We start from the raw sequence: 25648 nt of genomic DNA, 5'->3' as shown, positions 1-25648 counted from the left end.
TCAGCTATATTGACTCGATTGACCCGATTTGATATAATATATCCAACGAATGCATAAAGGAGCTGGCGCTATGTTTTTTCGGGAGAGTGAAACCGTAGAGCTGAAGGAAGCTGTCGTAGATGATATAAAAAAGGAAATCATTGCTTTTGCGAACTGTGATGGCGGCAAACTGTATATTGGCATCCGGGATGATGGCACAGTAGCCGGACTTGATGATCCTGACGGTGTTTCTTTGCAGATCAGCAATATGGTAAGGGATGCAATTAAGCCCGATGTGACGATGTTTCTGCATTATAAAACAATAGAGGAAGATGGCAAAGAAATTGTCGCGGTGGAAGTTCAGCGTGGAACGGACCGCCCCTATTATATTGCTAAAAAGGGGATGCGTCCGGAGGGCGTATATGTCAGACAGGGATATTCTTCTGTTCCTGCCACCGACACGGCGATCCGCCGTATGATTAAGGAAACGGATGGAGACCGTTTTGAGGCTATGCGCTGCTTAAATCAGGAACTCACCTTTGAAGCTGCAAAAAAGGAATTTGCTCTTCGGAAAGTGGAGTTTGGCTTACAGCAAATGCGTACTTTGAAGCTGATTGACCACGATAATCTTTATACCAACTTAGGTCTGCTTCTGTCCGAACAATGCGTCCATACGATTAAAGTCGCTGTTTTTCAGGGAACAGATCAGACAATTTTTAAGGATCGCCGGGAATTTGCCGGGTCGCTGATGCAGCAAATGAATGAGGTTTATGATTATATTGACTTTCGTAATCAAACCCGTGCAACCATAGAAAAGCTGTATAGAATTGATGTTAGGGATTACCCGGAAATCGCCGTCAGGGAAGCATTGCTGAATCTGCTGGTTCACCGGGATTATTCCTTTAGCGCAAGTTCGCTTATCAGTATTTATGCTGACCGGATTGAATTTGTATCTATTGGCGGACTGATGCCGGGAATTGACCTGGAGGATATTATGGTAGGCATTTCGGTATGCAGAAATCAGGACCTTGCGAACGTATTCTACCGGTTACATCTGATTGAGGCTTACGGTACTGGAATGGGAAAGATTATGAGGGCATATAAAGATGTGGAAGAAAAGCCTTCGATTGAAACAACCAAAAATGCCTTTAAAATCATACTGCCTAACATTAATGCGAAATATGAAACGGGAAAGGTATCTGCACCGAAAGCAGAATCAATCAAAGGCTCTGTTGCCGGGACCGAAAAAAGCCTGGGCAATGAAGAAAGGGTCTTGGAATATGCCCGCTCTCATGGCGCTATTACAAGAAATGATGTAATCAAATTGCTTGAAGTAAGCACGTCTACCGCTTCCAGAGTTCTTAGGAAAATGGTAAAAAGCAACCTGCTAAAGCAGAATGGAAAAGCAAGAAACACCAATTACACTGTTATTAAATAATAAAATGATGCGTAATAAATATTACACACCGGGGGATATCGGAGAAATATTGCAGCAATTATGAGCCTGGTAAAAGGAAAGGAGATTTCTGATGAAAGAGCGGAAAGAAGTGCTGGATTTTGGTCTGACGTTTCCGGAGGTATATGTGGACGCGCCGTTTCATGATGAAAACTGGGTGCTTCTGCGCTACCGCAGAAACAAAAAAGCATTTGCGTGGACATATGAAAGAAACGGTCACATATGGGTGAATGTAAAGGTGGACCCGCAGTGGCGCGATTTCTGGAGAGAAGCTTATCCATCTGTGCTGCCGGGATATCATCAGAACAAGGAGCACTGGAACTCCATTATTCTGGACGGGACTGTTCCGGATGAAGAAATCCGCAGGATGATTGCGGAGAGCTACGATTTGATTACCGGGAAGCGCCCGCAAGCGGAGGGCAGAACGTGAAAGAAAACAAATATTCCTGGGCGAAAAAGTGACCAAATATCACAGAACACTGACGACATATCTGGAAACGCTGCTGAAAAACGGATTTACGCTCCAGCATGTCATAGAACCGCAGCCGCCAGAGGAAATGATGGACCTTGCCGGGATGAGGGACGAAATGCGCCGCCCAATGATGCTGTTGGTGTCAGCGAAAAAGAAATAACAGAAAACAGGTCCGGATGGCTCCAAAAGCTATATCTGGCAGTGCATTTCCACGGTACCAATGTTAAGCGGGTAACGGGATACTTGGAATGCCAGAATACCGAAAGATAATCAGCCAAAATGCCGAAAAATTTACTGCCAAATTACCGAAAAAATAAATGCCAAAATGCCGAAAAATGGAGGCATGGAATCCGGATCTCCGCTCGAAAACAGCTATTCGGATCGCCCCGGTATTTTGCGGACCCGTCTATTGCGGCTGTGCCGTTTCTTTGCTCCCATTCTGGCATCTGGTCCAGCCGCCCATCAGACGCCGGATATTTCTTTATTTTCATTTTCATCGGCTTCAAGCAGTGTAGATATAGAACAGCTTAAAACTTTAGAAATATATAATAGTTCAAAGTCCGGAATAACCCGGTCGCCTGTTTCAATCCTGCTGATAGCTTTCTGATTGATATTTAGTCCGGCAAGTTGCAGTTTTGCGGCAAGCTGTTCCTGAGACAGATTCGATTTTTTACGAAGCTCCCGGATCTTACATCCGGAAGCATTATATTTTCCGTTTTTGTATGGATATAATTTCATAATGCAGCCCCTTTTGTGCGTTCTTATATGTGTCCTGTGTATGGCGCATATTTTTTTGCTTTTTACGCCTGTTTTTTTATTTCTGTTCATTTTTTCATATTTCCCATATTTCCTTCCATTTTTACCTCAAAGATGGGTATTTTTTATTGACACTAACATGCGAAAACGTATATAATTATCCCAAAGATGACTAAAAAGCGTTTTTTGTTAAAAATGTTGTAAATTAATAAGTTACTATGTAAACAGGAGAGGATTTAGGTTTGTGCAGATTTGTGGATATTCACAGCCATATTCTGCCGGGAGTTGACGATGGTTCGCCGAATATGGAGGTTTCCATGAAGATGCTTTCTATGGCATATGACGAGGGGATCCGGCATCTTTTTCTTACGCCTCATTATGTCCGGGGAGAAAACCAGTACCGGCCGGAAGACCTGGACCAGCTTTTTGCAAAGCTGCAGGCAAAGGCAGGAGAATCATTCAGGGAGCTGCATCTTTATCTGGGGAATGAAGTGTATTATACGCCGGGAGTAGCGGAGGATATACGCAAAGGGAAAATACATACGATGTGCGGCACAAGGTATCTTCTTGTGGAATTTGATACTTCTGCCAGCTACAGGGAAATTTACCGGGCGGTGAGAGAACTGAGGCAGATGCGGCTTTTTCCGGTCATTGCGCATGTAGAGAGGTACCAGAGTCTTAAAGGAAAGCCGGAGCTTTTTCTGGAACTGAAGGAGCTGGATGCCTGCTTTCAATTAAACGCTGGCGGTGTGCTCGGAAATTCACTCCATCCACATACGCGATGGTGCAGGAAACTGGTTGAAAACGGGATGATTACATTTCTCGGTACGGATGCACATGATATGCAGTACAGGACTCCGGCAATCCGGAAGGCTGCGACATGGATGACCGGACACATTTCTGGAGAATACCAGAGCAGTCTGTTCCGGGAGAATGCGGGGGCGCTTATAAGAAATCAATATATCTGAGAAAAATTCAGATAATAAAGAGAGAGCAGGACAAGAAGCAGATGGAACTAATAAATAATAATCCGGGATTAAAAAATGATGAAATCAGAATAAATCTGATTGAGCTCTTTTATGCGCTGCTGCATAAAATGAAGGTCATTATTTTTGCGGTCATTTTAGGCGCGGCAGCAGCTTTTACCGTGACGAAAATACTGATTACACCGATGTACAGCTCATCAAGCATGATTTATATCGTCGGAGATTCTCTGGACGTCTCTTTTCTTGTAAATATGGAGGTAGGAACGGCACTTACAGCAGACTATCAGATGATTGCGACAAGCCGTCCGGTTGTGGATCAGGTAATTGAAAATCTGGAACTGGATATGACGTACGAAAATCTGGAAAAGGCGATCGAGGTGACGAATACAACGGACACACATATTCTGAAGATAACCGTTTCCGATTCAGACGCGGAGCGTGCGAAGCGGATCGTCGACGAGCTTACAGTCATCCTGATTGATACAGCGGCAGAAGTCATGGATTCGGCGAAACCCAATATTATCCAGAATGGATATGTCAGCCAGTATCCGGACAGCCCAAGTATTATGAAAAATACGTTTTTGGGAGCTCTGGCGGGATTTATTATTTCCTGTGTGTCTGTCATTTCCGCATTTATAATGAATGACACGATTAATACGGAGGAAGATATAGAAAAATATCTCGGACTGAATATGCTGGGCGTTATTCCGAAGAGTGAGAAAGATGACCATATACCGGATTCCGGAGGAAAAAAGACGAGGAAGAAAAAGCATCAGGGGGCGTCAGTATGCAGATTGCATTTGAAAAATTAAGAACAATGGATTCTGTATCGCGTGAGGCATATAAGGCGCTGCGGACAAATATTACTTTTTGCGGGGAAGATATAAAAGCAATCGCGATCACAAGCTCCATGCCGAACGAGGGAAAATCTACGGTGGCGTTTTCTCTTGCACAGGCATTTGCGGAAGATAACAAGCAGGTCCTTCTGATTGATGCGGATAATCGAAAGTCGACTCTGGAGTACCGATATGGTGTAGACCGCACGGTGAAGGGGCTCAGTCATTTCCTGGCGGGAACGGCAGAGCTGCGGGATGTACTTTGTCAGACGAATATACCATATTTCCATATTATTCTTTCCGGTGCGGCTGCGCCGAATCCGAGTGAGCTTCTCGGAAATGGAAAGTTTTCCGCACTTCTGGATGGCGCGCGGGAGGTATATGATTATATTTTTGTGGATTCTCCGCCGATTGGAAGTGTAATTGACGCCGCTGTTGTTGCAAAGCAATGTGATGGTGTTGTCTATGTAGTGGAAAGCGGTGTCACCAGCTATCATCTCGCAAAGCGCGGGAAGGAGCAGATTGAAAAAAGCGGGTGCCGTATCCTGGGGGCAGTGTTAAACAAGGTGGAGCGAAAGAGCAAAGGCTACGGATATGGAAGGTACTACGGAGACTATTATAAAAAATAACAGAAAAAACATGAGGACAATCATTCTTTCGGAAGCATCTGAGGGGAGAGAAAATGTACAAAAAGAGCACGTCCGAATGGCTGAAGCATTGGGATTTTATGATGGTTGACGTAGTGTGTATGGAGGCGGCATTTGCTATAGCATATCTGGCACGTAATGGGACATGGGAGATACATTGCGATATGTATAAAATCATGGTGGGATACATATGCATGGCCAGTCTTTGTGCCGGCTTTTTTACGGAAAACTATAGAGACGTGCTGCACCGGGGATACTGGAAGGAATTTAAGGCTGCGGCGCTTCACGTGTTTGCGGCAGAAATCAGCCTGTTTCTTTATATGTTTATTTTGAAGGCTTCGTTCCGGGCTTTCAGAGCAGCTCTGATGCTGTTTTCCTGTACGGCGGTGTTGTTCGTATATGCAGGAAGACTGCTGCTGAAAAAGTGGCGGAAAAGTCATCCGCGGGCTGTGAAAGGAAAGAGGTCGGTTATGCTGTTGTGCGAAGAGAGTAATTACCAGACGCTGGCCGGCGATTTCCTGGGGGATCCTTTCAGCGAATTTCGGGTTGCCTGTATTGCACTTATTCATTCATCTGAAAATAAAAAAGGCTCATTTCGTGGGATTCCGGTCATTATCGGAGAAAAAGCGGCGTTGTCCTATATATTATCAGACTGGATCGATGAAGTTTTTATCAGTTTATCAGGAAAGCGTTCGGTTTCGGAAGATTTTGCCGGACAATGCAGGCTGATGGGGGTGACGCTTCATACCAGTCTGGCGAAAACAGCTGATCTTGCGGCAGGTCAGTTTGTAGAAGAGATAGAGGGATATACCGTTTTATCGGACAGTGTCAGCATAGCGACGCCTGTGCAGATTTTTTTGAAACGCTGTCTGGATATAGCCGGAGGCATTGTGGGCTGTCTGATTACGGGGATTCTTTTCCTGGTTATGGGACCTGCAATCTATGTGAAATCTCCCGGTCCTGTTTTTTTCCGGCAGGAACGGGTGGGGAAAAATGGAAGAAGATTTTATATGTATAAGTTCCGGAGTATGTATATGGATGCTGAAGAGCGAAAGCAGGAATTTATGGAGAAAAATAATATAAAAGACGGCAGAATGTTTAAGCTGCATAATGATCCGAGAATCATTAAAGGAGTCGGGAAATTTATCCGGGAATATTCCATCGATGAATTTCCGCAGTTCTGGAATGTGTTAAAAGGCGATATGAGCCTTGTAGGGACAAGACCGCCCACTGTTGACGAATGGGAGAAATACGAAGCAAAACACCGGGGACGTCTTGCAATCAGACCGGGAATCACCGGGATGTGGCAGGTACATGGGAGAAGCGATATTACAGATTTTAATGAGGTGGTCAGACTGGACAAGGAATATATTGCCAGATGGAGCATAGGGCTCGATTTTAAGATTCTTTTTCAGACGATAGGAGTTGTTCTGAAAAAGAAAGGCGCGAGCTAAAGAAATTTCAGAGAAAGGTGAAAGCAGAAAATCCGGGGCAGGGGATGCGTAATGCGAAACAAATCAGATAAATTAAATATTGCGATGCTGGGACAAAAACGCATTCCGTCAAGGGAGGGCGGGATTGAAATTGTTGTAGAAGAGCTGTCCACAAGAATGGTGCAGACCGGGCATTCTGTCACCTGCTACAACCGCCTGGGACATCTTATCAGCGGCAAAGAATTTGACGGGGATTCTCCGGAAGAATATAAGGGAATAAAGCTGAGAGAGGTCTTTACCATCCAGCGCAGGGGCTTTGCCGCAGTGACATCTTCCCTGTCCGGTGCAATCCATGCGGCTGCCGGCAGGTATGATGTAGTTCATTTTCACGCAGAGGGTTCCTGCGTGATGCTGTGGCTTCCACGGCTTCTGGGAAAGAGATGCATTGTAACGGTTCATGGTCTGGACTGGCAGCGGGCAAAATGGAAGGGCTTTGCCAGAAGGTATATAAAATTTGGAGAAAAAATGGCAGTAAAATATGCGGATGAAATCATTGTGCTTTCGGAAAGCGCCCGGCGTTATTTCTGGAATACCTACGGAAGAAAGACTGTCTTTATCCCCAACGGGGTGAACAGACCGGCAGTTCGCGCGGCGGAGCGGATAAAAGAAGTATATGGGCTGGATAAAGACAGCTATATTCTGTTTCTTGGACGGCTGGTGCCCGAAAAGGGTATCGTCTGTCTGATAGAAGCATTCCGGAACGTCCACACCGATAAAAAGCTGGTTATTGCCGGAGGAAGCTCCGATACAGCTGAATTCGTGCAGCATTTAAAAACACTTGCGAAAGGAGACAAACGGATTCTTTTCACGGGTTTCGTGCAGGGAAGAATACTGGAAGAGCTATATAGCAATGCATATGTTTACTGCCTGCCCTCTGAACTGGAGGGAATGTCACTGAGCCTTCTGGAAGCGATGAGCTACGGGAATTGCTGTCTTGTCTCCGATATCGCAGAATGCACGGAGGTTGTAGAGGATAAGGCACTGGTATTTAAGAAGGCGGATATCTCCGATCTGCGTCAGAAGCTCCAGTATGTCTGTAGTCATGGGGAAACGGTGCGGAAGCTGAAAGACCAGGCGTCAGATTATATTTGCAGGAAATATAACTGGGATGATGTGACCCGGCGGACATTGGAGCTATATCAGAAGCAGATGAAATGAGAAAACGGTAAAGAAGAATGATGGCAAAACGGACAGCCGGCAGCCGGAACCAGGTTAAAGGAGGATAAAGATGCGGATATTGATGATAAACAAATTCCTTTACCAAAATGGCGGCAGTGAAACATATGTCTTTAAGCTTGGAGAATACATAAGCAGCCAGGGACATGAGGTCCAGTATTTTGGAATGGAACATGAGGGACGCTGCGTTGGGAATGCTGTCAATGCTTATACGGAAAATATGGATTTTCATGACGGAGCAAAGCTGTCCGGAATATTATATCCGCTGAAAACAATCTATTCTGCCGGGGCGCGGAGAAAATTAAGAATGGTTCTGGAAGACTTTAAGCCGCAAATCCTTCATCTTAACAATTTCAATTATCAGCTGACTCCCAGCATTATTCTGGAAATTCAGAAGTGGCGTAAAGAGGGAAACAGATGCCGTATCGTTTTTACGGCGCATGACTATCAGCTGGTGTGCCCGAACCATATGTGCAGAAATCCGGATACGGGTGAAAATTGTGAAAAGTGTCTGGGCGGACATTTCTGGAACTGTGTCAGGGGGAAATGCATACATGGCAGTATGGCAAAATCGGTTATTGGTACAATGGAAGCTGTTTTCTGGAAAATGAATGGCGCTTACCGGTATATCGATACGATCATTTGCTGCTCAGAGTTTTTGAAGGAGAAAATGGACAGCAATCCTCTTTTTGCCAGGAAGACAGTGATGATGCATAACTTTGTGGACCATGTGAAGCGAAATGACGCAGAGAAAAAAGATTACGTTTTATACTTTGGAAGATTCAGCAAAGAAAAGGGCATCGGGACTCTGCTCAGGGTCTGTAGAGAGCTGCCGGAGATCCCATTTGTTTTTGCAGGCGCCGGGCCGCTGGAAGAGGAAATTGACGGGACTGGCAATATTAAAAATATGGGCTTTCAGCGTGCAGAGGCGCTGGAAAAGCTTATCCGGGAAGCCAGATTTTCTGTTTATCCGTCTGAATGGTATGAAAACTGTCCTTTTTCCGTGATGGAGAGCCAGATGTATGGGACGCCTGTTATCGGGGCAGATATCGGCGGTATTCCGGAGCTGATTGAGACTGGAAGGACCGGCGAATTGTTTGAAAGCGGCAACGCTGCTGAACTAAAAAGAAAAATCCGGGAGCTGTGGAATGACAGGGACAGGCAGAAGCAGTATAGCAGGAACTGCCGGAACATCCGCTTTGATGATATTGAGGAATATACGAAAAAACTGATGCGGATTTACAGAGGAGAGAATCCATATACAATGTAAAAACAGAGGGCGTTGCTGCAAAAGGAGATGCAACTTATGACGAAGAAAAATTGCGGTGCAAAAAAATTAAACGGTACGGTCATTGTCACATATCGCTGCAATGCCCGCTGCTCTATGTGCAACCGCTATAAAGAGCCATCCAGACCGGAGGAAGAAATCAGTATCGAAACGATAAAGAAGCTTCCAAAGATGTATTTTACTAATATCACAGGAGGCGAACCTTTTATCCGCACGGATTTAAAGGATATCGTGCGCGAGTTGTACAAGAAGAGCGATCGCATTGTTATTTCCACCAATGGCTTTTTTTCTGACCGGATCATAGACCTGTGCAGGGAATTTCCGCAGATTGGCATCCGCATCTCTATTGAGGGACTGGAACAGACAAACAACGAGATACGCGGTCTGAAGAACGGCTATCAGCGCGGATATAACACTTTGCGGACATTGCGCAGAATGGGAATGAAGGATGTCGGCTTCGGCATGACGGTCCAGGACAGGAATGCGCCGGAGCTTGTGCCGCTTTATAAGATTTCAGAAGAAATGGGAATGGAATTTGCAACGGCAAGTCTTCATAACAGCTTTTACTTTGTGGAAACAGAGAATATCATTCATGACCGTCCAATGGTGGCGGAGAACTTTGAGAAGCTTATCAATGAATTGCTCAGAAGCCGCAGCCCGAAGAAATGGTTCAGAGCCTATTTTAATCACGGGCTGATTAACTATATCTACGGGCAGAAGAGACTTCTCCCCTGCGACATGAGCTTTGATACGTTTTTTATTGACCCCTATGGCGATGTTATGCCCTGCAACGGTACTGCGGATAAAGAAGTTATGGGAAATCTGAACCGGCAGACCTGGGATGAGCTGTGGAACAGTCCGGAGGCGGAGCGCGTACGGGCAAAGGTACGGCGCTGTGACCGGAACTGCTGGATGATTGGAAGCGTAAGTCCGGCTATGCATAAATATATCTGGAAGCCTGCAGCATGGGTGACTGTCCATAAGGCAAAGGCTTTGCTTGGCAGACATCCATATAGTATGTATGAAAACAAAATCTGCAGGGACTACCGGGACGGAAAAGTTACGAAGGAAACGTTAGATAGCTGCAGTACCTGCGATAGAAATGCCGGAGTGGAAAACATATGATAATAATAAATAATTTCCCTGAAAAATTGTTTTATATTTTCTGGGGGATTTTAATGGCGGGGAAGGGACTTGGGTATACTGCTGCGGATGCAGCTTATCAATATATGTGCTGGGTAGCAATCGTTTTTGCCTTTCTGAAATTGATAAATACAGATTATACCAGAAATGAAATCTGGATTTGTATTTTTCTAAACGTCCTTGGCATATTGATATGGCTTTTTTCAGGAAGTACAACGGCTTTGCTGACGACGGTTGCAATTACTTCTATGAAGAATATAAATTATACAATAGTTTTAAAAATAGGATTCTGGATTCGGGGACCGATGTTTTTTATACGCACAGCAATGGCACTTATGGGAATTATTGATATACAGAAGCAGTATTTTTTCGAATCTTCCGGCAATATACGGGTTCGATATGGACTGGGATACGGACAGCCAAACGCTGCACATTTCTGTCTGTTTGTGGCGATTGTTTTATGTGTTCTGGTCTACAATTACCGCATGAAATTATGGCATTATGTTGCTCTGCTTTTCTATAATTATTTTATTTTTTACTATACAAACAGCCGGACGGGATTTCTGATGACCACGATATTTCTTATTCTGTGCTGGCTGATATCAACAAATGGGATACTCAGCCGTATACTTTGGAAGGGAATCCGGGCAATGTCGGATAAGGCATTTATTATCACAACCGTAGTCAGCTTTACCGCATCGGTTCTGTTTTGGAAAATTGACTTTCTACGCAGCTTTGGAACCTTTTCATCCCGGTTTCGGACAGCCATAGATGTAATTAATAATAACAATCTGAATTTGTTTGGAACAAGGGGAATATCTACGGATCTTGGTATGATTAACTTTTTATATGGAGATGGATGTATTTTTCTTCTGTTATTTCTTGCCGGATATTATTTCCTCTTGAAACGGTACAGCACGAGAGATAATGTTCTCTTTATGATTGCATGCTGTTGTTATGCAGTGTATTGCCTTAGTGAAGCCTATGCGGATTCCGTGCTTATGAATATGACGCTGTTAGCTTTTGGATATTTGTTATATCCGCCGGACCCAATACAGGAGAGAAAGGATTCCGGCTTTATAAATTGTCGGGACTGATTGTTAATGTAAAAGCCGTTTATGAGGATTCTTTGGGAGAAGGATAATAAGGTATGAATGATAAAAGGACTATTACGATTGTGACACCGACTTTTAATCGGAAACAAACTTTATTTGCCTTGTATCAATCACTTGCTGTTCAGACCTGCAGGGATTTTGAGTGGCTCGTTATCGATGACGGAAGTACGGATGGAACCAAGGCACAGATAAAACAGTGGCAGAATGAGGCGGACTTTGCGATTTATTATCTCTATAAGGAAAATGGCGGAAAACATACAGCACTAAATACAGGGATTAAAACGGTTGAAACGGAACTGATTTTTATTGTTGATTCGGATGACTGTCTGACATCTGATGCAATCGAAACCATAGCGTGTTATCATAGCCGCTATAGTGAAAAACGTAGCCTGTGCGGATACGTCTTCCTGCGTAAAATGCCGGACGGAAAGATTAACGGAAAGACATTTAGACCAAATGAAAAGATTTCCAACTATATTGAGGAAAGAATCAATGCGGATGACATAATGGCAGACAAAGCGGAGGTTTTTTTTACAAAATGTCTAAAAGAATATCCTTTTCCGGAGTATCCGGGGGAAAGGTTTCTGGGGGAAGATATTATCTGGATTCGTATGGCGCGCAAATACGATATGGTGTATATAAATGAAGCAATTTATGTAAGCAGCTATCATGAAGATGGGCTTACCAATAACAGAAGAATGCATAATATAAAGTCTCCGGTTGGATGTATGCATCGGGCTGAAGAATTCCTAAAACGGGATATTAAGCTGAAATATCGGATAAAGGGGGCACTTCAGTATATTATTTACGGGAAGTTTGCGGGTTACAGTATTGGCAGACTGCTGAAGGAGAATGACTATAAAGCACTGATTTTGTTATGTACATTTCCCGGAATATTGATATATCACATATGGAAATGACGTAATAAGCAGATTCTGCCCGGCGGGTTGTCCGGGAATTAGTTTGGTGTAGAGGTGAGAATATAGTGGGACGGCTTATTTTGCAGCAAATATTGAAAATATTCTGGCTGCTTCCGATAAAAAGAAACCGTGTGGTATTCAGAAGTACGCAGGGTACAAAATATAACTGTAATCCGAAATATATTTGCGAGTATTTACTTGCACATTATGCTGATAAGCTCGAAATTGCATGGATTTTTGATAATCCGGATACGTTTGGATTTTTGGAGAAAAAAGGCATAAAAGTATTTGCACAAAAGTCAGTCCGGGGGCTGGTATATATTATTACTGCAAAATTCATGATTGATAATTATGGCGTGCAGTCGTACATACCGGTGAGAAAAGAGCAGGTGATTATTAATACGTGGCATGGTGGAGGCTCTTATAAAAAGCCATATATTAACCATACGAAAAGGCATAAAAAATACATTGAAAAAATGGAACGAGAAACTACAGTATTTCTTTCGAGCTGTCAGCGTTTTACAGACTGCAATCTTAAAAGAGTAAAAGAAATGTCTCCTCAAAAAATTCTGGAAAGCGGGATGCCGAGAAATGACTTGTTTTTTCATGAAAGAAATGACATAGAGAGCAGGGTAAAAGAAAAACTTGGTATTCCTATAGAAAAAAGAATGGTACTTTATGCGCCTACTTTCAGAGATGAAGCTTCGGATGAAAATTATCAAATTGATGTTGAAAAAGTTTTGACGAGTTGTGAGAAAAGATTTGACGGAGAATTTGTTTTTGTAGTCCGATATCACAGATTTGCGCACCCGGAAAAAACAGCCGGTGACAAGCTGGTTATTAACGCAAATGAGTATGATGATATGCAGGAATTGATTTATGCTTCAGATGTAGTCATTACAGACTATTCTTCGCTGATATGGGATGCTTCTCTGGTGTATAAACCGTGCTTTATTTATGCGACGGACCTGCCGAAATATTTGTCTGACCGTAATTTTTATACGCCAATATCTGAATGGCCATTTCCTCTGGCTGAGAATTTAGATGTACTGCTTTCGAATATTGAGCAATTTGATGAAAAAATATACAGAGAAAATGTGGACAGGCATCATAAAGATTTGGGAAGTTTCGAAAATGGCACTGCAGGTAAACAGGTTGCAGAATATATGCTGTCACAGCTTTAGTATAGTAATTTGGGCAGAGAAACATAAACAGTTTTATAATTTTTGCTGTTGTGGATTGATTTTATGTTCGAAGAGCGATTTTGAAGGGAGAGAACGATGGAGTCTGAGACACATTCAGAGTTTGAAATGAAAAAAGGAATCGTTTCAGTTGTGGTACCGGTTTATAATGTGGAAAAATATTTGGATAGATGTATGATAAGCATTGTCAATCAGACATATCACAATTTAGAGATAATTCTGATTGACGATGGCTCTACGGATAGCAGCTCGTGTAAATGCGATGAATGGGCAGTAAGGGACAGCAGGATTAAGGTCATTCATAAGGAAAATGCAGGAGCAGGAATGGCAAGGAATACCGGAATCGATCATGCAGCAGGAGAATATATCTGTTTCTTCGACAGTGATGATTATGTAGCCCTTGATGCAATTGAAAAGGCGTATCATTGGATTTCACATTATAAGGCAGATATTGTTCACTTTGGCTGTTATAACATAGATCTGGACGGAAGGGTAAAAAACAGAGATATTCCGGAAACGGATAAGATATTGTATCAGGGAGACGAAATCCTAAAATATATCTTACCGAATATGATTGGAGCAGATTTGAAAACGGGAAAGAAAAGATTGCTGGCGATGGTACCGTGGAGATGTATGTATTCCATGACGACAATCCGGAGAAATCATTGGAGATTTGTTTCAGAAAAGGAATATATTTCCGAGGATGCCTATTCCCAATTGTTGCTTTATAAAAATGTAACAAGGGTAGCAGTGCTTCCAGAAGCGCTGTACTACTACTGTGAAAACAGGACGTCGCTCACTCACGTATATATTGAGAACAAGTATGAAAGAATAAAGACCTGGTATGAAGCGTGTCTCAGAGTTTGCGATGAATTTGGCTACGGAGAAGAAGTAACAGGACGAATGCCTGACCGATTTGTAAATATGACAATCAGAACAATAAAAACCATTGCGCATGCAGACGGTGATAAACGGGAAAAGAGAGAAGAAATCAATACCATACTGCAGGACCGTAAGTTTTATGAAATTGTCTCTGATATAAACATAAAGTATCAGACGAAGCAGCAGAAAGCACTGCTTTTTGCAATCAAATATCGGTTGTATAGGATAGCATGGCTGATGGTTAGGCTGAAAATCTAGATAAATTTACGGAAAGCATTAAATCAGATTTTGAAGGGAGAAGGTCATGAGTATAGCAGATAAAGTATGTATTTTGTCACGACAGAAAATTGACAATATGGGAGCTGTCCTTCAGGCGTATGCATTAAAGAAAATACTAGAAAGCATGGGCTGCGAAGTAGAGTTCCTTGACGTACAACCAAACGATGAAGAAAATAAGCTGCGCAATAACCGCTGTCTGGACTATTCGACAGAGGGGGAGCTGCAGGGACGCCGGGGGCTGCGGGGGAAGCTCAGAAAAGTAGATAAATACTTTATTAACCGGATAAACATAAAATGCAGAACAATGGCAAGTAAAAATTATTATGCTGATTTTCGAAAAAATTATTTGAATATCGGAAAAACCAGTGCACACTATGATCTTTGTGTCATCGGAAGTGACTGTGTTTTCGATTGCATGGGTATAAGAGGATTTACGACACAGTTATTCGGCAATGTAAAAGAAGCGGAAAAAGTGATCACTTATGCTGCATCATGCGGAGCTACCCGGTTACAGGATTTGCCCGAAGGAGTCGCTTCAAAAATCAGAGAATCCTTTGGCAGAATTAGTGCGTTTTCTGTCAGGGATAAGAACACCCATGAGTTTGTGGCAAAATTTACAAATAAAAGAATAAATGAAAATCTTGACCCCGTATTGATTTATGACTTTGATTCTGAAGCTGGACAGGCTGACATGCCGGAAGTTCCGGAGCGGTATTGCATTGTTTATTCTTTCTATAACCGTTTTAACAGTCAGAAAGAGGCGGAAACAATAAAAGATTTTTGCAGCAGGCATAAGCTGACGCCCGTAACGGTTGGTGCTCCGCAATATTGGATTAACCGGCATATTGTATGCTCCCCGTTTCAATGTCTGAAGTTATTCCAGAAAGCCGATTTCGTAATAACCGATACTTTTCACGGAACCGTTTTTTCTGCAAAGTATGCAGATAAATTTGCCGTTCTTACAAGAGAAAGTAATTACAATAAGCTGTCCGATCTGATCACAAGATTGGGGATAGAAAAACATTGGATGCAGGATATCAGCGAGCTGGAAGCTAAGTATTTGGTCAAAAAGGATATGGAGCATATTCATAGGGTTATTGAGGCGGGAAAGGAAGCGGCAGCCGCTTACCTGCGGGAAAATATTACGATGGAGAAAACAGTATGAAGACGGTATGCAAAGAGAATATGTGTGCCGGATGCATGGCATGTATCGAAAAATGTAAGGTAAATGCGATTACGATGGTGGATGATTTGTATGCCTATAATGCGGTGATAGACGAAAAAGCATGTATAGGCTGTGGCGCATGTGAGCGTGTATGTCCCAATGTTTTTCTGGCAGAGAAAAAGCCGCCAATCGCGTGGCATCAGGGATGGGCACGACAGGAAATGAGGAAAAATTCCTCATCTGGCGGAGTGGCTTCGGCGATTATTAAACAGTTCGTTAAAAATGGCGGCTATGTCGCTGCGTGTCTTTTCGATAAGGGAGAGTTTGTTTTTCAGCTTACAAATGATTTGAATGAGACGGAAATGTTTGCGGGTTCTAAATATGTCAAAAGCAATCCTGTAAACATATACGGGACAGTAGAGGAGAAACTGAATGCCGGGGAACGTGTATTGTTTATCGGCTTGCCCTGCCAGGTTGCGGCTGTGAAAAAAAGCACAGGGAATCCCGGAAATTTATATACGATAGATTTAATCTGTCACGGCACACCTTCTCCGAAGCTATTGGACATGTTTCTAAAAGAGAAGCGCGTTGATATGAAAACTATTAAAAAAATAAGCTTTAGGGAAAAAAGATCTTTTGGTCTGCGGATCAGAGAGAAGAAGCTGGCGCCGACCGGATTGCGGGATATGTATACGCACGCATTTCTGAGAGGACTGGACTATACGGAAAACTGTTATTCCTGTCAATATGCCAGATGGAATCGTGTTTCTGACATTACGCTGGGAGATTCCTGGGGTAGTGAACTGGAAACGGAAGAGCAGGCAAAGGGAATATCGCTTATTCTTTGTCAGACGGCAAAAGGAAGAGAACTGGTTTCCCGGACGGAGATTACGACAAAACCGGTGGATATTGAAAAAGCAATTCGGTCTAATCAGCAATTAATCAGACCGACTGAGATGCATAAAAACAGGAGAGTATTTTTTAAATATATTGATAAGGGATTTCATAAGGCAATTAAAAAATGTAGTCCTAAATTTTATTATAAGAAAAAGCTCAAAGCGATTCTGGTAACTTTACGATTGATGAAAGGCAACGAAAATTAGTCAGATATTTTTCTATGAATAGATACGCATATTTGTTAAAAAACATTGGACTTTTGGCACTGAGCAGCTTTGCAACCAAACTGATGAGCCTCTTTCTGGTTCCTTTATATACGAATATTTTAACTACAGCTGAATATGGCACCTATGACCTCTTTTCTGCAACCGTAAGTGTACTGGAAACGGTTCTGACATTAAATATACAGGCGGCAGTTTTAAGATTTGCGCTGGAAAAAGATGCGAACCGGAAGGCAATCGTTTCTGTCTCAATGAAATGTTTTTTTGCTGGCTGCGTAATTGCTCTTTTGGGAATTGGAGTCAATGGCATGCTGCATCTGAGCGAAGCTGGAGAGGACTATGCAGTACTTTTCTTTTTCATGTTTTTTGTACGTGCTTTATCGGAGATTGTTCTTGCTTATACGCGCGGTATAGACAGAATTGCGGATTTATCCATATCAAGCGTGATTGCTTCTATTGTTACAATAGGATGCAATATTGTATTTCTGGCTGTTTTTCAGTGGGGACTGACCGGTTATTTTCTGGCTAATATTTTTGGCCCGCTTTTTCAGTGCCTGTATTTATTGAGAAAGACACGTATGCTTGGAGAAATGCGTCTGAGGCAAAGCTATAGAAGTGAATCGAAAAATATGCTTCGTTACAGTGTGCCATTGATTGCTAATACTATTTCATGGTGGGTCAATGTTTCTTTTGACCGTTATGTTATTCTTCTTTTTTGTGGAGTTTCGGAAAACGGTATTTATTCTGTTGCATCGAAAATACCTACTATTTTGAACACGATACGAATCGTTTTTGAACAGGCATGGAAGCTTTCAGCGATAATGGACTTTGATTCAGACGATAAATCAGGTTTTTTCTCAAATACATATAAAGCATATAATTGCGCAATGGTAATATTATGCTCCATGATTATCATGCTGGACCGGGTTCTGGCAAAGTTTTTGTATGCAAAGGATTTCTACGCGGCATGGAGATATGTGCCGTGGCTGACGATTGCGGTCGTGTTTAATGCATTATCAGGATATATCGGGGGCATTTTTTCGGCAGAAAAGGCTTCCGGGATGTACGCCGGGTCAACAACCATCGGAGCAGTTTTAAACATTGTATTAAATATTGCTGCTATTCCGCTTATCGGCACGCTTGGAGCGGCTGTTTCCACAACTATTTGCTATGCCGTTGTCTGGGCATTCCAACTGCACCACTTAAAGGAATATATCAAACTGAATATCAATATTAAACGTGATGTGATTACCTATTTTTTGCTGGTTGTCCAATCTATTATACTGCTGCTTCTTGAAAAAGACAGTTGGCTTTATATTGTGGAAGCCGGTCTGTTTGGACTGATTTTTTTGCTTTATTTGAAAGATATTATGGACTTGGGAGCAAAAGTAAAAAATAAAATTGACGAATGGCGAAAAAGAGGGACAAGACCATTATGAAAGCAATTCAGTTAAAAAATGGACCAGTAGTAAAGAGAAACTCAAGTATTGAACTTTTAAAAATTGTTGCTATTGTCAGGAGTGTTTTTAGCCACTCAACAGGAGGATAAGTCCTGGAGGCGGACGATGCATCCGCACCGATGCCGGAAGGCAGCGACGGCGCGGTCTGCACGCTGGTAATCTCCGGGGAGGGAACGCAGAGCTTTCCGGTAATCCGTTTTCCGGGGGTGGGCATTTAACGTTACACGATCAGCCAGCAGGGCGGTTATCGTTGCGGCCGCAATCCTGGCAAAAAAGAAGCTGACGGCAGGAAATGGTGGTAAGAATTATGGCGGGAAAGAGTAAAAACTTGGTTGGACAGCGGTTCGGCCATCTGACCGTTCTGGAAAAGACGCCGGAGAGGTTCTGCGGCTATGTGGTCTGGCGCTGCCGCTGCGACTGCGGACGGGAGACGCTGGCGAACACAAAGTATCTGCAGCGGGGCACGGCAACGGACTGCGGCTGTATCTTAAAAAATGCCCCGCGGGGCAGGAACACCGCCGCCGACCTCACCGGACAGCAGTTCGGACATCTGACGGTGGAGTCGCGCGCTGAGAACCGTCGCAGGAATATGTACTGGAACTGCCGCTGCGACTGCGGCAATACGAAAATCGTATCGTTGTACAGCTTGAAGTCTGGAAAGACGACGAGCTGCGGTTGCGAAAACCTCTGGATGCATCACATGAAGGACGATCTTGCTGGTCAGCGGTTTGGGCGGCTGGTGGCGCTGGCGCCAACAAAAGAGAAAAGCAAAAAATCGTCGGTGTACTGGCACTGCCGCTGTGATTGCGGGAAAGAAGTGGAGGTCACGCGGGATGCCCTTCTCAGCGGCGTGCAGAAAAGCTGCGGCTGCCTGCGCCGGGAGGTGCAGGACGGCATCCGGAACCGTCTGACACGGGTGGACGGCACCTGCATCGAATGGCTGGAAAAGCGGAAATACCGCAGCGACAATACCAGCGGTTTCCGCGGCGTGAACAAGACTGAACGGGGCAGCTACCGGGTGAATATCGGCTTTAAAGGAAGCCGGTTTTACCTGGGAAAATACAAGAATTTTGACGAGGCGGTGCGGGCACGGCTGGAGGCGGAGGAAATGATTTACGGTGGTTTTGTGAAGAGCTACCGCCTGTGGAGTGAAAAGGCGCAGGCAGATGTCGAATGGGCGCAGCAGAACCCGCTTGTCTTTGAGGTGGTAAAGGAGAAGGACGGGCTGCGTGTGATAACGAGCGTCAGTGAAAATGAATAAGGGGGCCGGAGTCGGATGGAAGAATCTGGTGATTTTGTATTCTCTGCTGCCGATATTCAGTAAATAATTATGTTTTTTAGGTACATGGGACAAATAGGCGATAATATATTTATTGTAGCAATTAGCGGAAATATTATTATACGAATTTAATTGGATTTATATGTATTTATATATTTACAGCTTATGTTAAAAGGTATTTGATACATCTTCAGATTAATATACACATAATTTTTAAAATGCACGGAATCTGTTTTCGGATATATAGTCAGAAAGATTTCCGATGTTGTTATAAATCTTGCTCGCTTAGAATGATTGTTGAAAAATTTTTTGATATGTTGTTGTTGAGATTAAAAATCCATGATAAAGTAATCATAGCAGTTTTTGTGTTATAGGCTTACGTCAGGATAGGATTATCTCAACGATAAAGCCTATAAAAAGCAGTACTGGGAGGATGGGCATATGCGGAAAAAGAGACTGCCTGTTGGCATTGATGATTTTGGAAAACTTCGTAAGGAAGATTTTTATTATATAGATAAAACCGGTCTTATCCGTGATTTGCTGAATAATTGGGGTGAGGTCAACCTGTTTACCCGACCGCGCCGTTTTGGAAAGACGTTGAACATGAGTATGCTGAAAAGCTTTTTCGAGATTGGGACGGATAAAACATTGTTTGAAGACCTGGCAATTACCCAGGAGCAGGAGCTGTGCGAAAAATATATGGGAAAGTTTCCTGTCGTATTCATATCATTAAAAGGAGTAGATGGACTGAATTTTGAGGAAGCGTATGGGGCTTTGCGCCAGATTATGCGATCTGAGATGTACCGTTTGAATTTTTTAGTTGACAGCGACAGGGTTTTCGACAAAGAAAAAAATGCATTGAAACGGTTCCTGGATGAAGAAGAAACAAAAGAAGATGTGTGGGGAAGCCTTAAGATGCTTTCATCCCTGCTTTACCAGCATTACGGTCAAAAAGTGATTCTGCTGATTGATGAGTACGATGTTCCGCTGGATAAAGCATTCCAGCATGGGTATTACGAAGAGATGGTATTGTTGATTCGCGGATTATTCGGACAGGCGCTAAAAACCAACGAATTTCTGCAATTCGCTGTCCTGACAGGCTGTCTGCGTGTTTCCAAAGAGAGTATTTTCACAGGACTGAATAATTTTGATATAAATTCTATTGTTGATGTAGATCATGATGAGCATTTTGGGTTTACGGATTCAGAAGTACAAGGGCTTCTGGAAGATTATGGCTTAAAAGAAAAAACTGCGATTATGAGAGAATGGTATGATGGATACCGTTTCGGTGACGCGAACATTTACTGCCCGTGGGATGTGGTCAGGTATACGAAAAAGCTGCTGGCAGATCCTTACGCGGAACCGGAAGCTTTCTGGATTAATACAAGTGGGAATGATCTGGTGAAGCGCTTTATTGATAAGGCGGATAAAACTACACAGAATGAGATTGAGCACTTAATCGCGGGAGAGGCAATTGAAAAAGCAATCCGCCTGGATTTGACTTATAATGAAATTGACGCGAGTATTGCAAATCTTTGGAGCGTTCTCTTTACCACCGGTTATCTGACACAGACGGGCAGAGCTGCAGGCGGCGTTTATAAACTGGTGATTCCTAACCGGGAGGTACGGGAAGTTTTTATTTTGCAGATACAGGAGTGGTTTAAAAAGACGACTCTTGCGGATTCTGCAAGAATCAATCGTTTCTGCGCAGCTTTTCCCGCTGGAGATGTATTGACTATTCAGGAAATGCTGCATGACTATCTGTGGGATTCCATCAGCGTGAGGGACACAGCAGTGCGGACGAGCATGAAAGAGAACTTTTATCACGGCATGGTACTGGGACTGCTGCGCAGTCAGGGAAACTGGCTGGTTCAGTCAAACGCAGAGACAGGGGAAGGCTACAGCGATATATCCGTAAGTACACCTGCGCGTGTAGGAATAGTGATTGAACTGAAATATGCAAACAATGGAAACCTGGAAGCAGCCTGTACGGAAGCGTTAAGGCAGATTGAGAAAAGAAAATATACTGAGGGTCTGCAGCGCCAGGGGATGAAAAAAATCATCCAGTACGGGATGGCATTCTGGGAGAAAGAATGTATGGTGGTTATGATGTAGCATATCATTTTCTGCGGTATTCTCCGGGGGAGCACCCATAGGTGTTATGGAAAATGCGGTAAAAGTAACTGCTGTTATTGTAGCCGATATTTTCCATGATCCGGTCAACAGGCAGCTCGGTATTGGTCAGAAAATATGTCGCCTGCTGAAGCTTCTGCTGCTGGAGCAGCTCTTTGAAATTATGCCCGGTATATTTTTTCAAGAGACGGCTTATCTGATAGTCCGGAAGCTTCAGCCTGGCAGAAACATCCGCGAGAGAACCCGATTTATAATGCATTTCTATGTATTTCAGAATATAAAAAATCATATCTTCTTCCGGGGTCCGGGAGGAATCCTGCAGCGGGGTATCCCAGAAAACAGAAAGATTCATAAAAATCAGCCCCATTGTCACCTGGTTAATCGAATTTGTATAAGGTTTTTTGTCAATCAGGGTCCAGAGCATATTTTCCACAAGATTCTGGACGGGGAGAATGTGCTTTGCACGGAAAAGAAGGTAATTTATCTGCGAGATATCCTGGGACAGGGCGGAAATTAAAAACCGGCGCAGCACATTGTCCCGCTCCATCATGGTGAGGGAGCGGTCGAAAAATTCCGGCAGGATAATAAAATTCACGGCAATGTCATTTTCTCCCGCGGGGAGGATTTCCTGTGTGGCATTCTGATTCAGAAAGAGCAGATCGCCCTCATTCAGGGTAATCGTGTGCTGGTCATTGATGATATGCGTGGTATTTCCGCAGCACATATAAATCATTTCCACATAATTGTGCCGGTGCTTCGGAAAATGGGCAAAGCGGGTGTGGGGACGTATCTCAATCAGATGTCCCCGCTCCAGCAGCTTTTTATTGTCGATAACAAATTCCTGCCTCGAAGTATAGAGCTCCCGGCGGATATCCCCGTGCTGCTGGAGGATTTCCCGCTCTTCCTCCGTAATTTTCCTCAGATGAGACAAAAGTTCCGCGTTCATAACCGCTCCTCACATCCATTTCTTTAAACTGCTGCGCACTCACCTGCACTCTGGCAGCTGCATCTGCGTATCCGCTCTGGCGCTGCAAATAAAGTCCCTGAAATTATCCGGTAAAGACCTTATATTTTCCATCCGTTTCCTTTATGATAAACGTACAAAAACAAAAAGTCCAGTGAAAATCGGGAAAGGATGTGAAAAAAATGGCGGAATATTACCTTGCAGTCGATTTGGGAGCCTCCGGCGGACGTCACATGCTGGGGCATCTGGAAGAGGGCAGACTGCATCTGGAGGAGGTTTACCGCTTCGAAAACAAAATGACAAATAAGGACGGGAAGCTCCTGTGGGATCTGGACAGACTGTTCCGGGAAATTTTAAACGGAATGAAAAAATGCCGGGAAGCAGGAAAGATACCGGTGAGCATGTCCATTGACACCTGGGCGGTGGATTATGTCCTTCTGGATGAGCAGGACCGGATACTGGGAGATACTTACGGCTACCGCGACAGCCGCACGCAGGGCATGGATGAGGCGGTCTGGTCTGTGATACCGGAAAAGGAGCTGTACGCCAGAAGCGGAATCCAGAAGCAGCCCTTTAATACCATCTATCAGCTGATGGCGGTCAAAAAGCGGACGCCGGAGCTTCTGGAGCAGGCCAGAACGTTTCTGATGCTCCCCGACTATTTTCAGTTCCTGCTCACGGGGAACCGGGTTTCGGAATACACCAACGCAACCTCCACCCAGCTTGTAAACCCGGAAACAAAACAGTGGGACCGGGAGCTGATGAGCATGCTCGGCTATCCGGAGGACATCTTTCTGCCGCTGAAGCTGCCGGGATGGGAAGTAGGGACGCTGCGTCCTGAGATACAGAATCAGGTGGGTTATAACTGCCGGGTGGTGCTCTGCGCAAGTCACGACACCGCCTCCGCGGTTATGGCGATGCCGGAGCCGGAGGGACAGGGAATATATATAAGCTCCGGCACCTGGTCCCTTATGGGATGCGAGCTGCCGGCGGCGGACTGCCGGGAAGAGAGCAGACAGGCGAACTTCACCAACGAGGGCGGTTACGATTACCGGTTCCGTTATTTAAAAAATATCATGGGGCTCTGGATGATACAGTCAGTCCGCCGGGAATGGGACTGCCGCTACTCCTTTGCAGAAATCTGCGACATGGCGGAGCAGGAGGCGCAGTTTCCCTCCAGGGTGGATGTAAACGACGCATGTTTTCTGGCGCCAGCCAGCATGACAGAGGCGGTGCGGGAATACTGCCGAAAGAGCGGGCAGAAGGTGCCGGAGACGCCGGGTCAGATGGCGGCGGTGATATATCAGAGCCTGGCGGCGTCCTACCGGGAAACCGTGCTGGAGATAGAAAAGCTCACCGGAAGGAACTATGACCGGATTTATATTATCGGCGGCGGGTCCAATGCCGGATATTTGAACCGGCTGACAGCGGACGCCACCGGAAAAGAGGTTTACGCCGGTCCGTCGGAGGCGACCGCAATCGGAAACATTCTGGCGCAGATGCAAAAAGACGGAAAAATAGAAAATTTAAGCAGGGCGAGAGCATGCGTGCGGGAATCCTTTGAAATCCGCCGGTATTCTCCCGCAAACCATGTCAATGAAAGAAAATGAAAGGAGAAGAACAGGAAATGATGACAGTAACAAAACGATATGAAGACGCAAGAGAAATTTTCCGGAAAGCAGGCGTAGATACCGACGCTGCGATAGAAACTCTGAAGCGGGTTCCGGTTTCCATGCACTGCTGGCAGGGGGACGATGTGACCGGCTTCGACCAGAAGGGACCGCTCACCGGGGGAATCCAGACCACCGGAAACTATCCGGGCAGAGCGCGCACACCGGAGGAGCTGATGGCGGATATGGACAGGGCGCTATCCATGATTCCGGGGAAGAAGAAAATCAATGTCCACGCCAGCTACGCCGTATTTGAAAACGGGGAATTTGCTGACCGCAACCAGCTGGAGCCGCGCCACTTTGCCAGATGGGTGGAGTTTGCAAAGGAGAGAGGCATGGGACTGGATTTTAATCCGACCTTCTTTTCGCATCCGATGGTGAAGGACGGGCAGACTTTATCCAGTCCGGATGCGGCTGTGCGCCGGTTCTGGATTGAGCACGGAAAAGCCTGCATCCGCATTTCGCAGTATTTTGCTGAAGAAACCGGCGTGCCGTGTGTGATGAACATCTGGACTGGAGACGGTTTCAAGGACGTACCGGCGGACCGCATGGGGCCGAGAATGCGCTATAAAGAATCCATTGAGGAGATTCTGGCGGAGCCGTTCGATAAAAACAAGGTAAAGCCGTGCATGGAATCCAAGGTCTTCGGTATCGGCGTGGAATCCTACACAGCGGGAAGCGCGGAATTTGCGCTTTCACTGGCGGCGCAGAACGAAGGCTGCCTGCCGCTTATGGACAACGGTCATTATCATCCGACAGAGCTGGTCTCCGACAAGATTTCCGCGCTGCTCTGCTTCTATCCGGAGATTGCCCTCCATGTGACAAGGGGCGTGCGCTGGGACTCCGACCATGTGCTGCTTCTGGATGATGAGACGAAGGAAATCGCCAGAGAGATTGTAAGATGCAACGCACTGGAGCGGGTCTATATTGCACTGGACTATTTTGACGCCAGCATCAATCGCGTTTCCGCGTGGGCGGTCGGTATGCGGAGCTTCCAGAAGGCGCTGCTGATGGCGCTGTGCACGCCGAACGAAAAGCTGAAGGCGCTCCAGGATGAGAGCCGTTTTACCGAGCTGATGGCGGTGATAGAAGCGGTGAAAATGCTGCCCTTCGGCGACGTATGGAATTACTACTGCCAGGAGTGCGGCGTTACGGATGATTTCGGATTATTCGCGGAAGTGCAGGAATACGAAGAAAAGGTGCTCAGCAAAAGAGCAGAAGGGAGATAG

22 protein-coding genes and 1 pseudogene are annotated in these 25648 nt (G+C 44.6%); 21 read left to right on the top strand and 2 right to left on the bottom strand.

Going from position 1 to position 25648, the window contains the following annotated elements:
• Positions 1-70: 70 nt before the first annotated feature.
• From NQ534_RS06420 to NQ534_RS06410, 3 genes and pseudogenes are all read left to right on the top strand, one after another.
• Positions 71-1417, top strand: coding sequence for an RNA/DNA-binding domain-containing protein (locus tag NQ534_RS06420; RefSeq protein WP_040782700.1), 1347 nt, complete (start codon positions 71-73; stop codon positions 1415-1417).
• Positions 1418-1508: 91 nt separating this feature from the next.
• The gene (locus NQ534_RS06415) at positions 1509-1865 is read left to right on the top strand and encodes an MmcQ/YjbR family DNA-binding protein (RefSeq protein WP_006861397.1); all 357 of its coding nucleotides are present in this window, start codon (positions 1509-1511) and stop codon (positions 1863-1865) included.
• Positions 1858-2067, top strand: a pseudogene (locus tag NQ534_RS06410) (class I SAM-dependent methyltransferase); the annotation flags it as partial. The gene NQ534_RS06415 and the pseudogene NQ534_RS06410, both read left to right, overlap by 8 nt.
• A gap of 302 nt (positions 2068-2369) precedes the next feature.
• Here NQ534_RS06410 and NQ534_RS06405 read toward each other — a convergent pair.
• Positions 2370-2645, bottom strand: coding sequence for a helix-turn-helix domain-containing protein (locus NQ534_RS06405; protein ID WP_040782773.1), 276 nt, complete (start codon positions 2643-2645; stop codon positions 2370-2372).
• A gap of 260 nt (positions 2646-2905) precedes the next feature.
• On the opposite strand from NQ534_RS06405, the gene NQ534_RS06400 reads away from it, so the two are divergent.
• From NQ534_RS06400 to NQ534_RS06325, 16 genes are all read left to right on the top strand, one after another.
• Positions 2906-3631 (top strand): CpsB/CapC family capsule biosynthesis tyrosine phosphatase, encoded by a 726-nt coding sequence (locus NQ534_RS06400; RefSeq protein ID WP_040782697.1) that lies wholly within the window; start codon positions 2906-2908, stop codon positions 3629-3631.
• 41 nt (positions 3632-3672) lie between these two features.
• Positions 3673-4461, top strand: coding sequence for a YveK family protein (locus NQ534_RS06395; protein ID WP_006861392.1), 789 nt, complete (start codon positions 3673-3675; stop codon positions 4459-4461).
• The gene (locus tag NQ534_RS06390; RefSeq protein WP_006861391.1) at positions 4437-5114 is read left to right on the top strand and encodes a CpsD/CapB family tyrosine-protein kinase; all 678 of its coding nucleotides are present in this window, start codon (positions 4437-4439) and stop codon (positions 5112-5114) included. The genes NQ534_RS06395 and NQ534_RS06390 overlap by 25 nt, the downstream gene beginning before the upstream one ends.
• A 53-nt stretch (positions 5115-5167) precedes the next feature.
• On the top strand, positions 5168-6586 hold the full coding sequence (locus NQ534_RS06385; RefSeq protein ID WP_006861390.1) for a sugar transferase: 1419 nt from the start codon (positions 5168-5170) through the stop codon (positions 6584-6586).
• A 51-nt stretch (positions 6587-6637) separates the two neighbouring features.
• Positions 6638-7783, top strand: a complete 1146-nt coding sequence (locus tag NQ534_RS06380) for a glycosyltransferase family 4 protein (RefSeq protein WP_006861389.1) — start codon at positions 6638-6640, stop codon at positions 7781-7783.
• Between the two features lie 70 nt (positions 7784-7853).
• Positions 7854-9071 carry a glycosyltransferase gene (locus tag NQ534_RS06375; RefSeq protein WP_006861388.1) on the top strand — a complete coding sequence of 406 codons (1218 nt, stop codon included), beginning with the start codon at positions 7854-7856 and terminating at the stop codon, positions 9069-9071.
• A gap of 36 nt (positions 9072-9107) precedes the next feature.
• Complete coding sequence (locus NQ534_RS06370; RefSeq protein ID WP_040782694.1) at positions 9108-10214, top strand: radical SAM protein; 1107 nt, start codon at positions 9108-9110, stop codon at positions 10212-10214.
• 353 nt (positions 10215-10567) lie between these two features.
• Positions 10568-11329, top strand: a complete 762-nt coding sequence (locus NQ534_RS06365; protein ID WP_207645524.1) for a hypothetical protein — start codon at positions 10568-10570, stop codon at positions 11327-11329.
• A 53-nt stretch (positions 11330-11382) separates the two neighbouring features.
• Positions 11383-12267 (top strand): glycosyltransferase family 2 protein, encoded by an 885-nt coding sequence (locus NQ534_RS06360; protein ID WP_006861385.1) that lies wholly within the window; start codon positions 11383-11385, stop codon positions 12265-12267.
• 65 nt (positions 12268-12332) lie between these two features.
• Positions 12333-13451, top strand: coding sequence for a CDP-glycerol glycerophosphotransferase family protein (locus NQ534_RS06355; RefSeq protein WP_006861384.1), 1119 nt, complete (start codon positions 12333-12335; stop codon positions 13449-13451).
• Between the two features lie 96 nt (positions 13452-13547).
• Positions 13548-14609 carry a glycosyltransferase family 2 protein gene (locus tag NQ534_RS06350; protein WP_006861383.1) on the top strand — a complete coding sequence of 354 codons (1062 nt, stop codon included), beginning with the start codon at positions 13548-13550 and terminating at the stop codon, positions 14607-14609.
• A 46-nt stretch (positions 14610-14655) separates the two neighbouring features.
• Positions 14656-15795 carry a polysaccharide pyruvyl transferase family protein gene (locus NQ534_RS06345; RefSeq protein ID WP_006861382.1) on the top strand — a complete coding sequence of 380 codons (1140 nt, stop codon included), beginning with the start codon at positions 14656-14658 and terminating at the stop codon, positions 15793-15795.
• Positions 15792-16898 (top strand): Coenzyme F420 hydrogenase/dehydrogenase, beta subunit C-terminal domain, encoded by a 1107-nt coding sequence (locus NQ534_RS06340; RefSeq protein ID WP_006861381.1) that lies wholly within the window; start codon positions 15792-15794, stop codon positions 16896-16898. Before NQ534_RS06345 ends, NQ534_RS06340 begins: the two co-directional genes overlap by 4 nt.
• Before the next feature lie 14 nt (positions 16899-16912).
• Positions 16913-18352 (top strand): lipopolysaccharide biosynthesis protein, encoded by a 1440-nt coding sequence (locus tag NQ534_RS06335; RefSeq protein WP_006861380.1) that lies wholly within the window; start codon positions 16913-16915, stop codon positions 18350-18352.
• 328 nt (positions 18353-18680) lie between these two features.
• Entirely contained in the window at positions 18681-19634 is a 954-nt protein-coding gene (locus NQ534_RS06330; protein ID WP_074679973.1) for a transcriptional regulator, read from the top strand.
• Between the two features lie 459 nt (positions 19635-20093).
• Positions 20094-21767 carry an AAA family ATPase gene (locus NQ534_RS06325; protein WP_006861376.1) on the top strand — a complete coding sequence of 558 codons (1674 nt, stop codon included), beginning with the start codon at positions 20094-20096 and terminating at the stop codon, positions 21765-21767.
• 4 nt (positions 21768-21771) lie between these two features.
• Here NQ534_RS06325 and NQ534_RS06320 read toward each other — a convergent pair whose 3' ends face one another.
• Positions 21772-22731, bottom strand: coding sequence for an AraC family transcriptional regulator (locus NQ534_RS06320; RefSeq protein ID WP_006861375.1), 960 nt, complete (start codon positions 22729-22731; stop codon positions 21772-21774).
• A gap of 200 nt (positions 22732-22931) precedes the next feature.
• Between NQ534_RS06320 and rhaB the strand changes: the two genes are divergently transcribed.
• Positions 22932-24359 (top strand): rhamnulokinase, encoded by a 1428-nt coding sequence (gene rhaB, locus NQ534_RS06315; protein ID WP_006861374.1) that lies wholly within the window; start codon positions 22932-22934, stop codon positions 24357-24359.
• A gap of 20 nt (positions 24360-24379) precedes the next feature.
• On the top strand, positions 24380-25648 hold the full coding sequence (locus tag NQ534_RS06310; RefSeq protein ID WP_040782766.1) for an L-rhamnose isomerase: 1269 nt from the start codon (positions 24380-24382) through the stop codon (positions 25646-25648).

It is taken from the genome of Marvinbryantia formatexigens DSM 14469, assembly GCF_025148285.1.
Lineage (GTDB): Bacteria > Bacillota > Clostridia > Lachnospirales > Lachnospiraceae > Marvinbryantia > Marvinbryantia formatexigens.
Note: the sequence above shows the minus strand (reverse complement) of the source record. Positions and strands in the feature narration are given on the sequence as shown.

Bases quoted from the DNA above. Each gene is read 5' to 3' on its own strand.
- NQ534_RS06420 (WP_040782700.1), top strand. From the start codon at position 71: ATGTTTTTTCGGGAGAGTGAAACCGTAGAGCTGAAGGAAGCTGTCGTA.
- NQ534_RS06415 (WP_006861397.1), top strand. From the start codon at position 1,509: ATGAAAGAGCGGAAAGAAGTGCTGGATTTTGGTCTGACGTTTCCGGAG.
- NQ534_RS06405 (WP_040782773.1), bottom strand. From the start codon at position 2,645: ATGAAATTATATCCATACAAAAACGGAAAATATAATGCTTCCGGATGT.
- NQ534_RS06395 (WP_006861392.1), top strand. From the start codon at position 3,673: ATGGAACTAATAAATAATAATCCGGGATTAAAAAATGATGAAATCAGA.
- NQ534_RS06390 (WP_006861391.1), top strand. From the start codon at position 4,437: ATGCAGATTGCATTTGAAAAATTAAGAACAATGGATTCTGTATCGCGT.
- NQ534_RS06385 (WP_006861390.1), top strand. From the start codon at position 5,168: ATGTACAAAAAGAGCACGTCCGAATGGCTGAAGCATTGGGATTTTATG.
- NQ534_RS06380 (WP_006861389.1), top strand. From the start codon at position 6,638: ATGCGAAACAAATCAGATAAATTAAATATTGCGATGCTGGGACAAAAA.
- NQ534_RS06375 (WP_006861388.1), top strand. From the start codon at position 7,854: ATGCGGATATTGATGATAAACAAATTCCTTTACCAAAATGGCGGCAGT.
- NQ534_RS06370 (WP_040782694.1), top strand. From the start codon at position 9,108: ATGACGAAGAAAAATTGCGGTGCAAAAAAATTAAACGGTACGGTCATT.
- NQ534_RS06365 (WP_207645524.1), top strand. From the start codon at position 10,568: ATGGGAATTATTGATATACAGAAGCAGTATTTTTTCGAATCTTCCGGC.
- NQ534_RS06360 (WP_006861385.1), top strand. From the start codon at position 11,383: ATGAATGATAAAAGGACTATTACGATTGTGACACCGACTTTTAATCGG.
- NQ534_RS06350 (WP_006861383.1), top strand. From the start codon at position 13,548: ATGGAGTCTGAGACACATTCAGAGTTTGAAATGAAAAAAGGAATCGTT.
- NQ534_RS06345 (WP_006861382.1), top strand. From the start codon at position 14,656: ATGAGTATAGCAGATAAAGTATGTATTTTGTCACGACAGAAAATTGAC.
- NQ534_RS06340 (WP_006861381.1), top strand. From the start codon at position 15,792: ATGAAGACGGTATGCAAAGAGAATATGTGTGCCGGATGCATGGCATGT.
- NQ534_RS06335 (WP_006861380.1), top strand. From the start codon at position 16,913: ATGAATAGATACGCATATTTGTTAAAAAACATTGGACTTTTGGCACTG.
- NQ534_RS06330 (WP_074679973.1), top strand. From the start codon at position 18,681: ATGGCGGGAAAGAGTAAAAACTTGGTTGGACAGCGGTTCGGCCATCTG.
- NQ534_RS06325 (WP_006861376.1), top strand. From the start codon at position 20,094: ATGCGGAAAAAGAGACTGCCTGTTGGCATTGATGATTTTGGAAAACTT.
- NQ534_RS06320 (WP_006861375.1), bottom strand. From the start codon at position 22,731: ATGAACGCGGAACTTTTGTCTCATCTGAGGAAAATTACGGAGGAAGAG.
- rhaB (WP_006861374.1), top strand. From the start codon at position 22,932: ATGGCGGAATATTACCTTGCAGTCGATTTGGGAGCCTCCGGCGGACGT.
- NQ534_RS06310 (WP_040782766.1), top strand. From the start codon at position 24,380: ATGACAGTAACAAAACGATATGAAGACGCAAGAGAAATTTTCCGGAAA.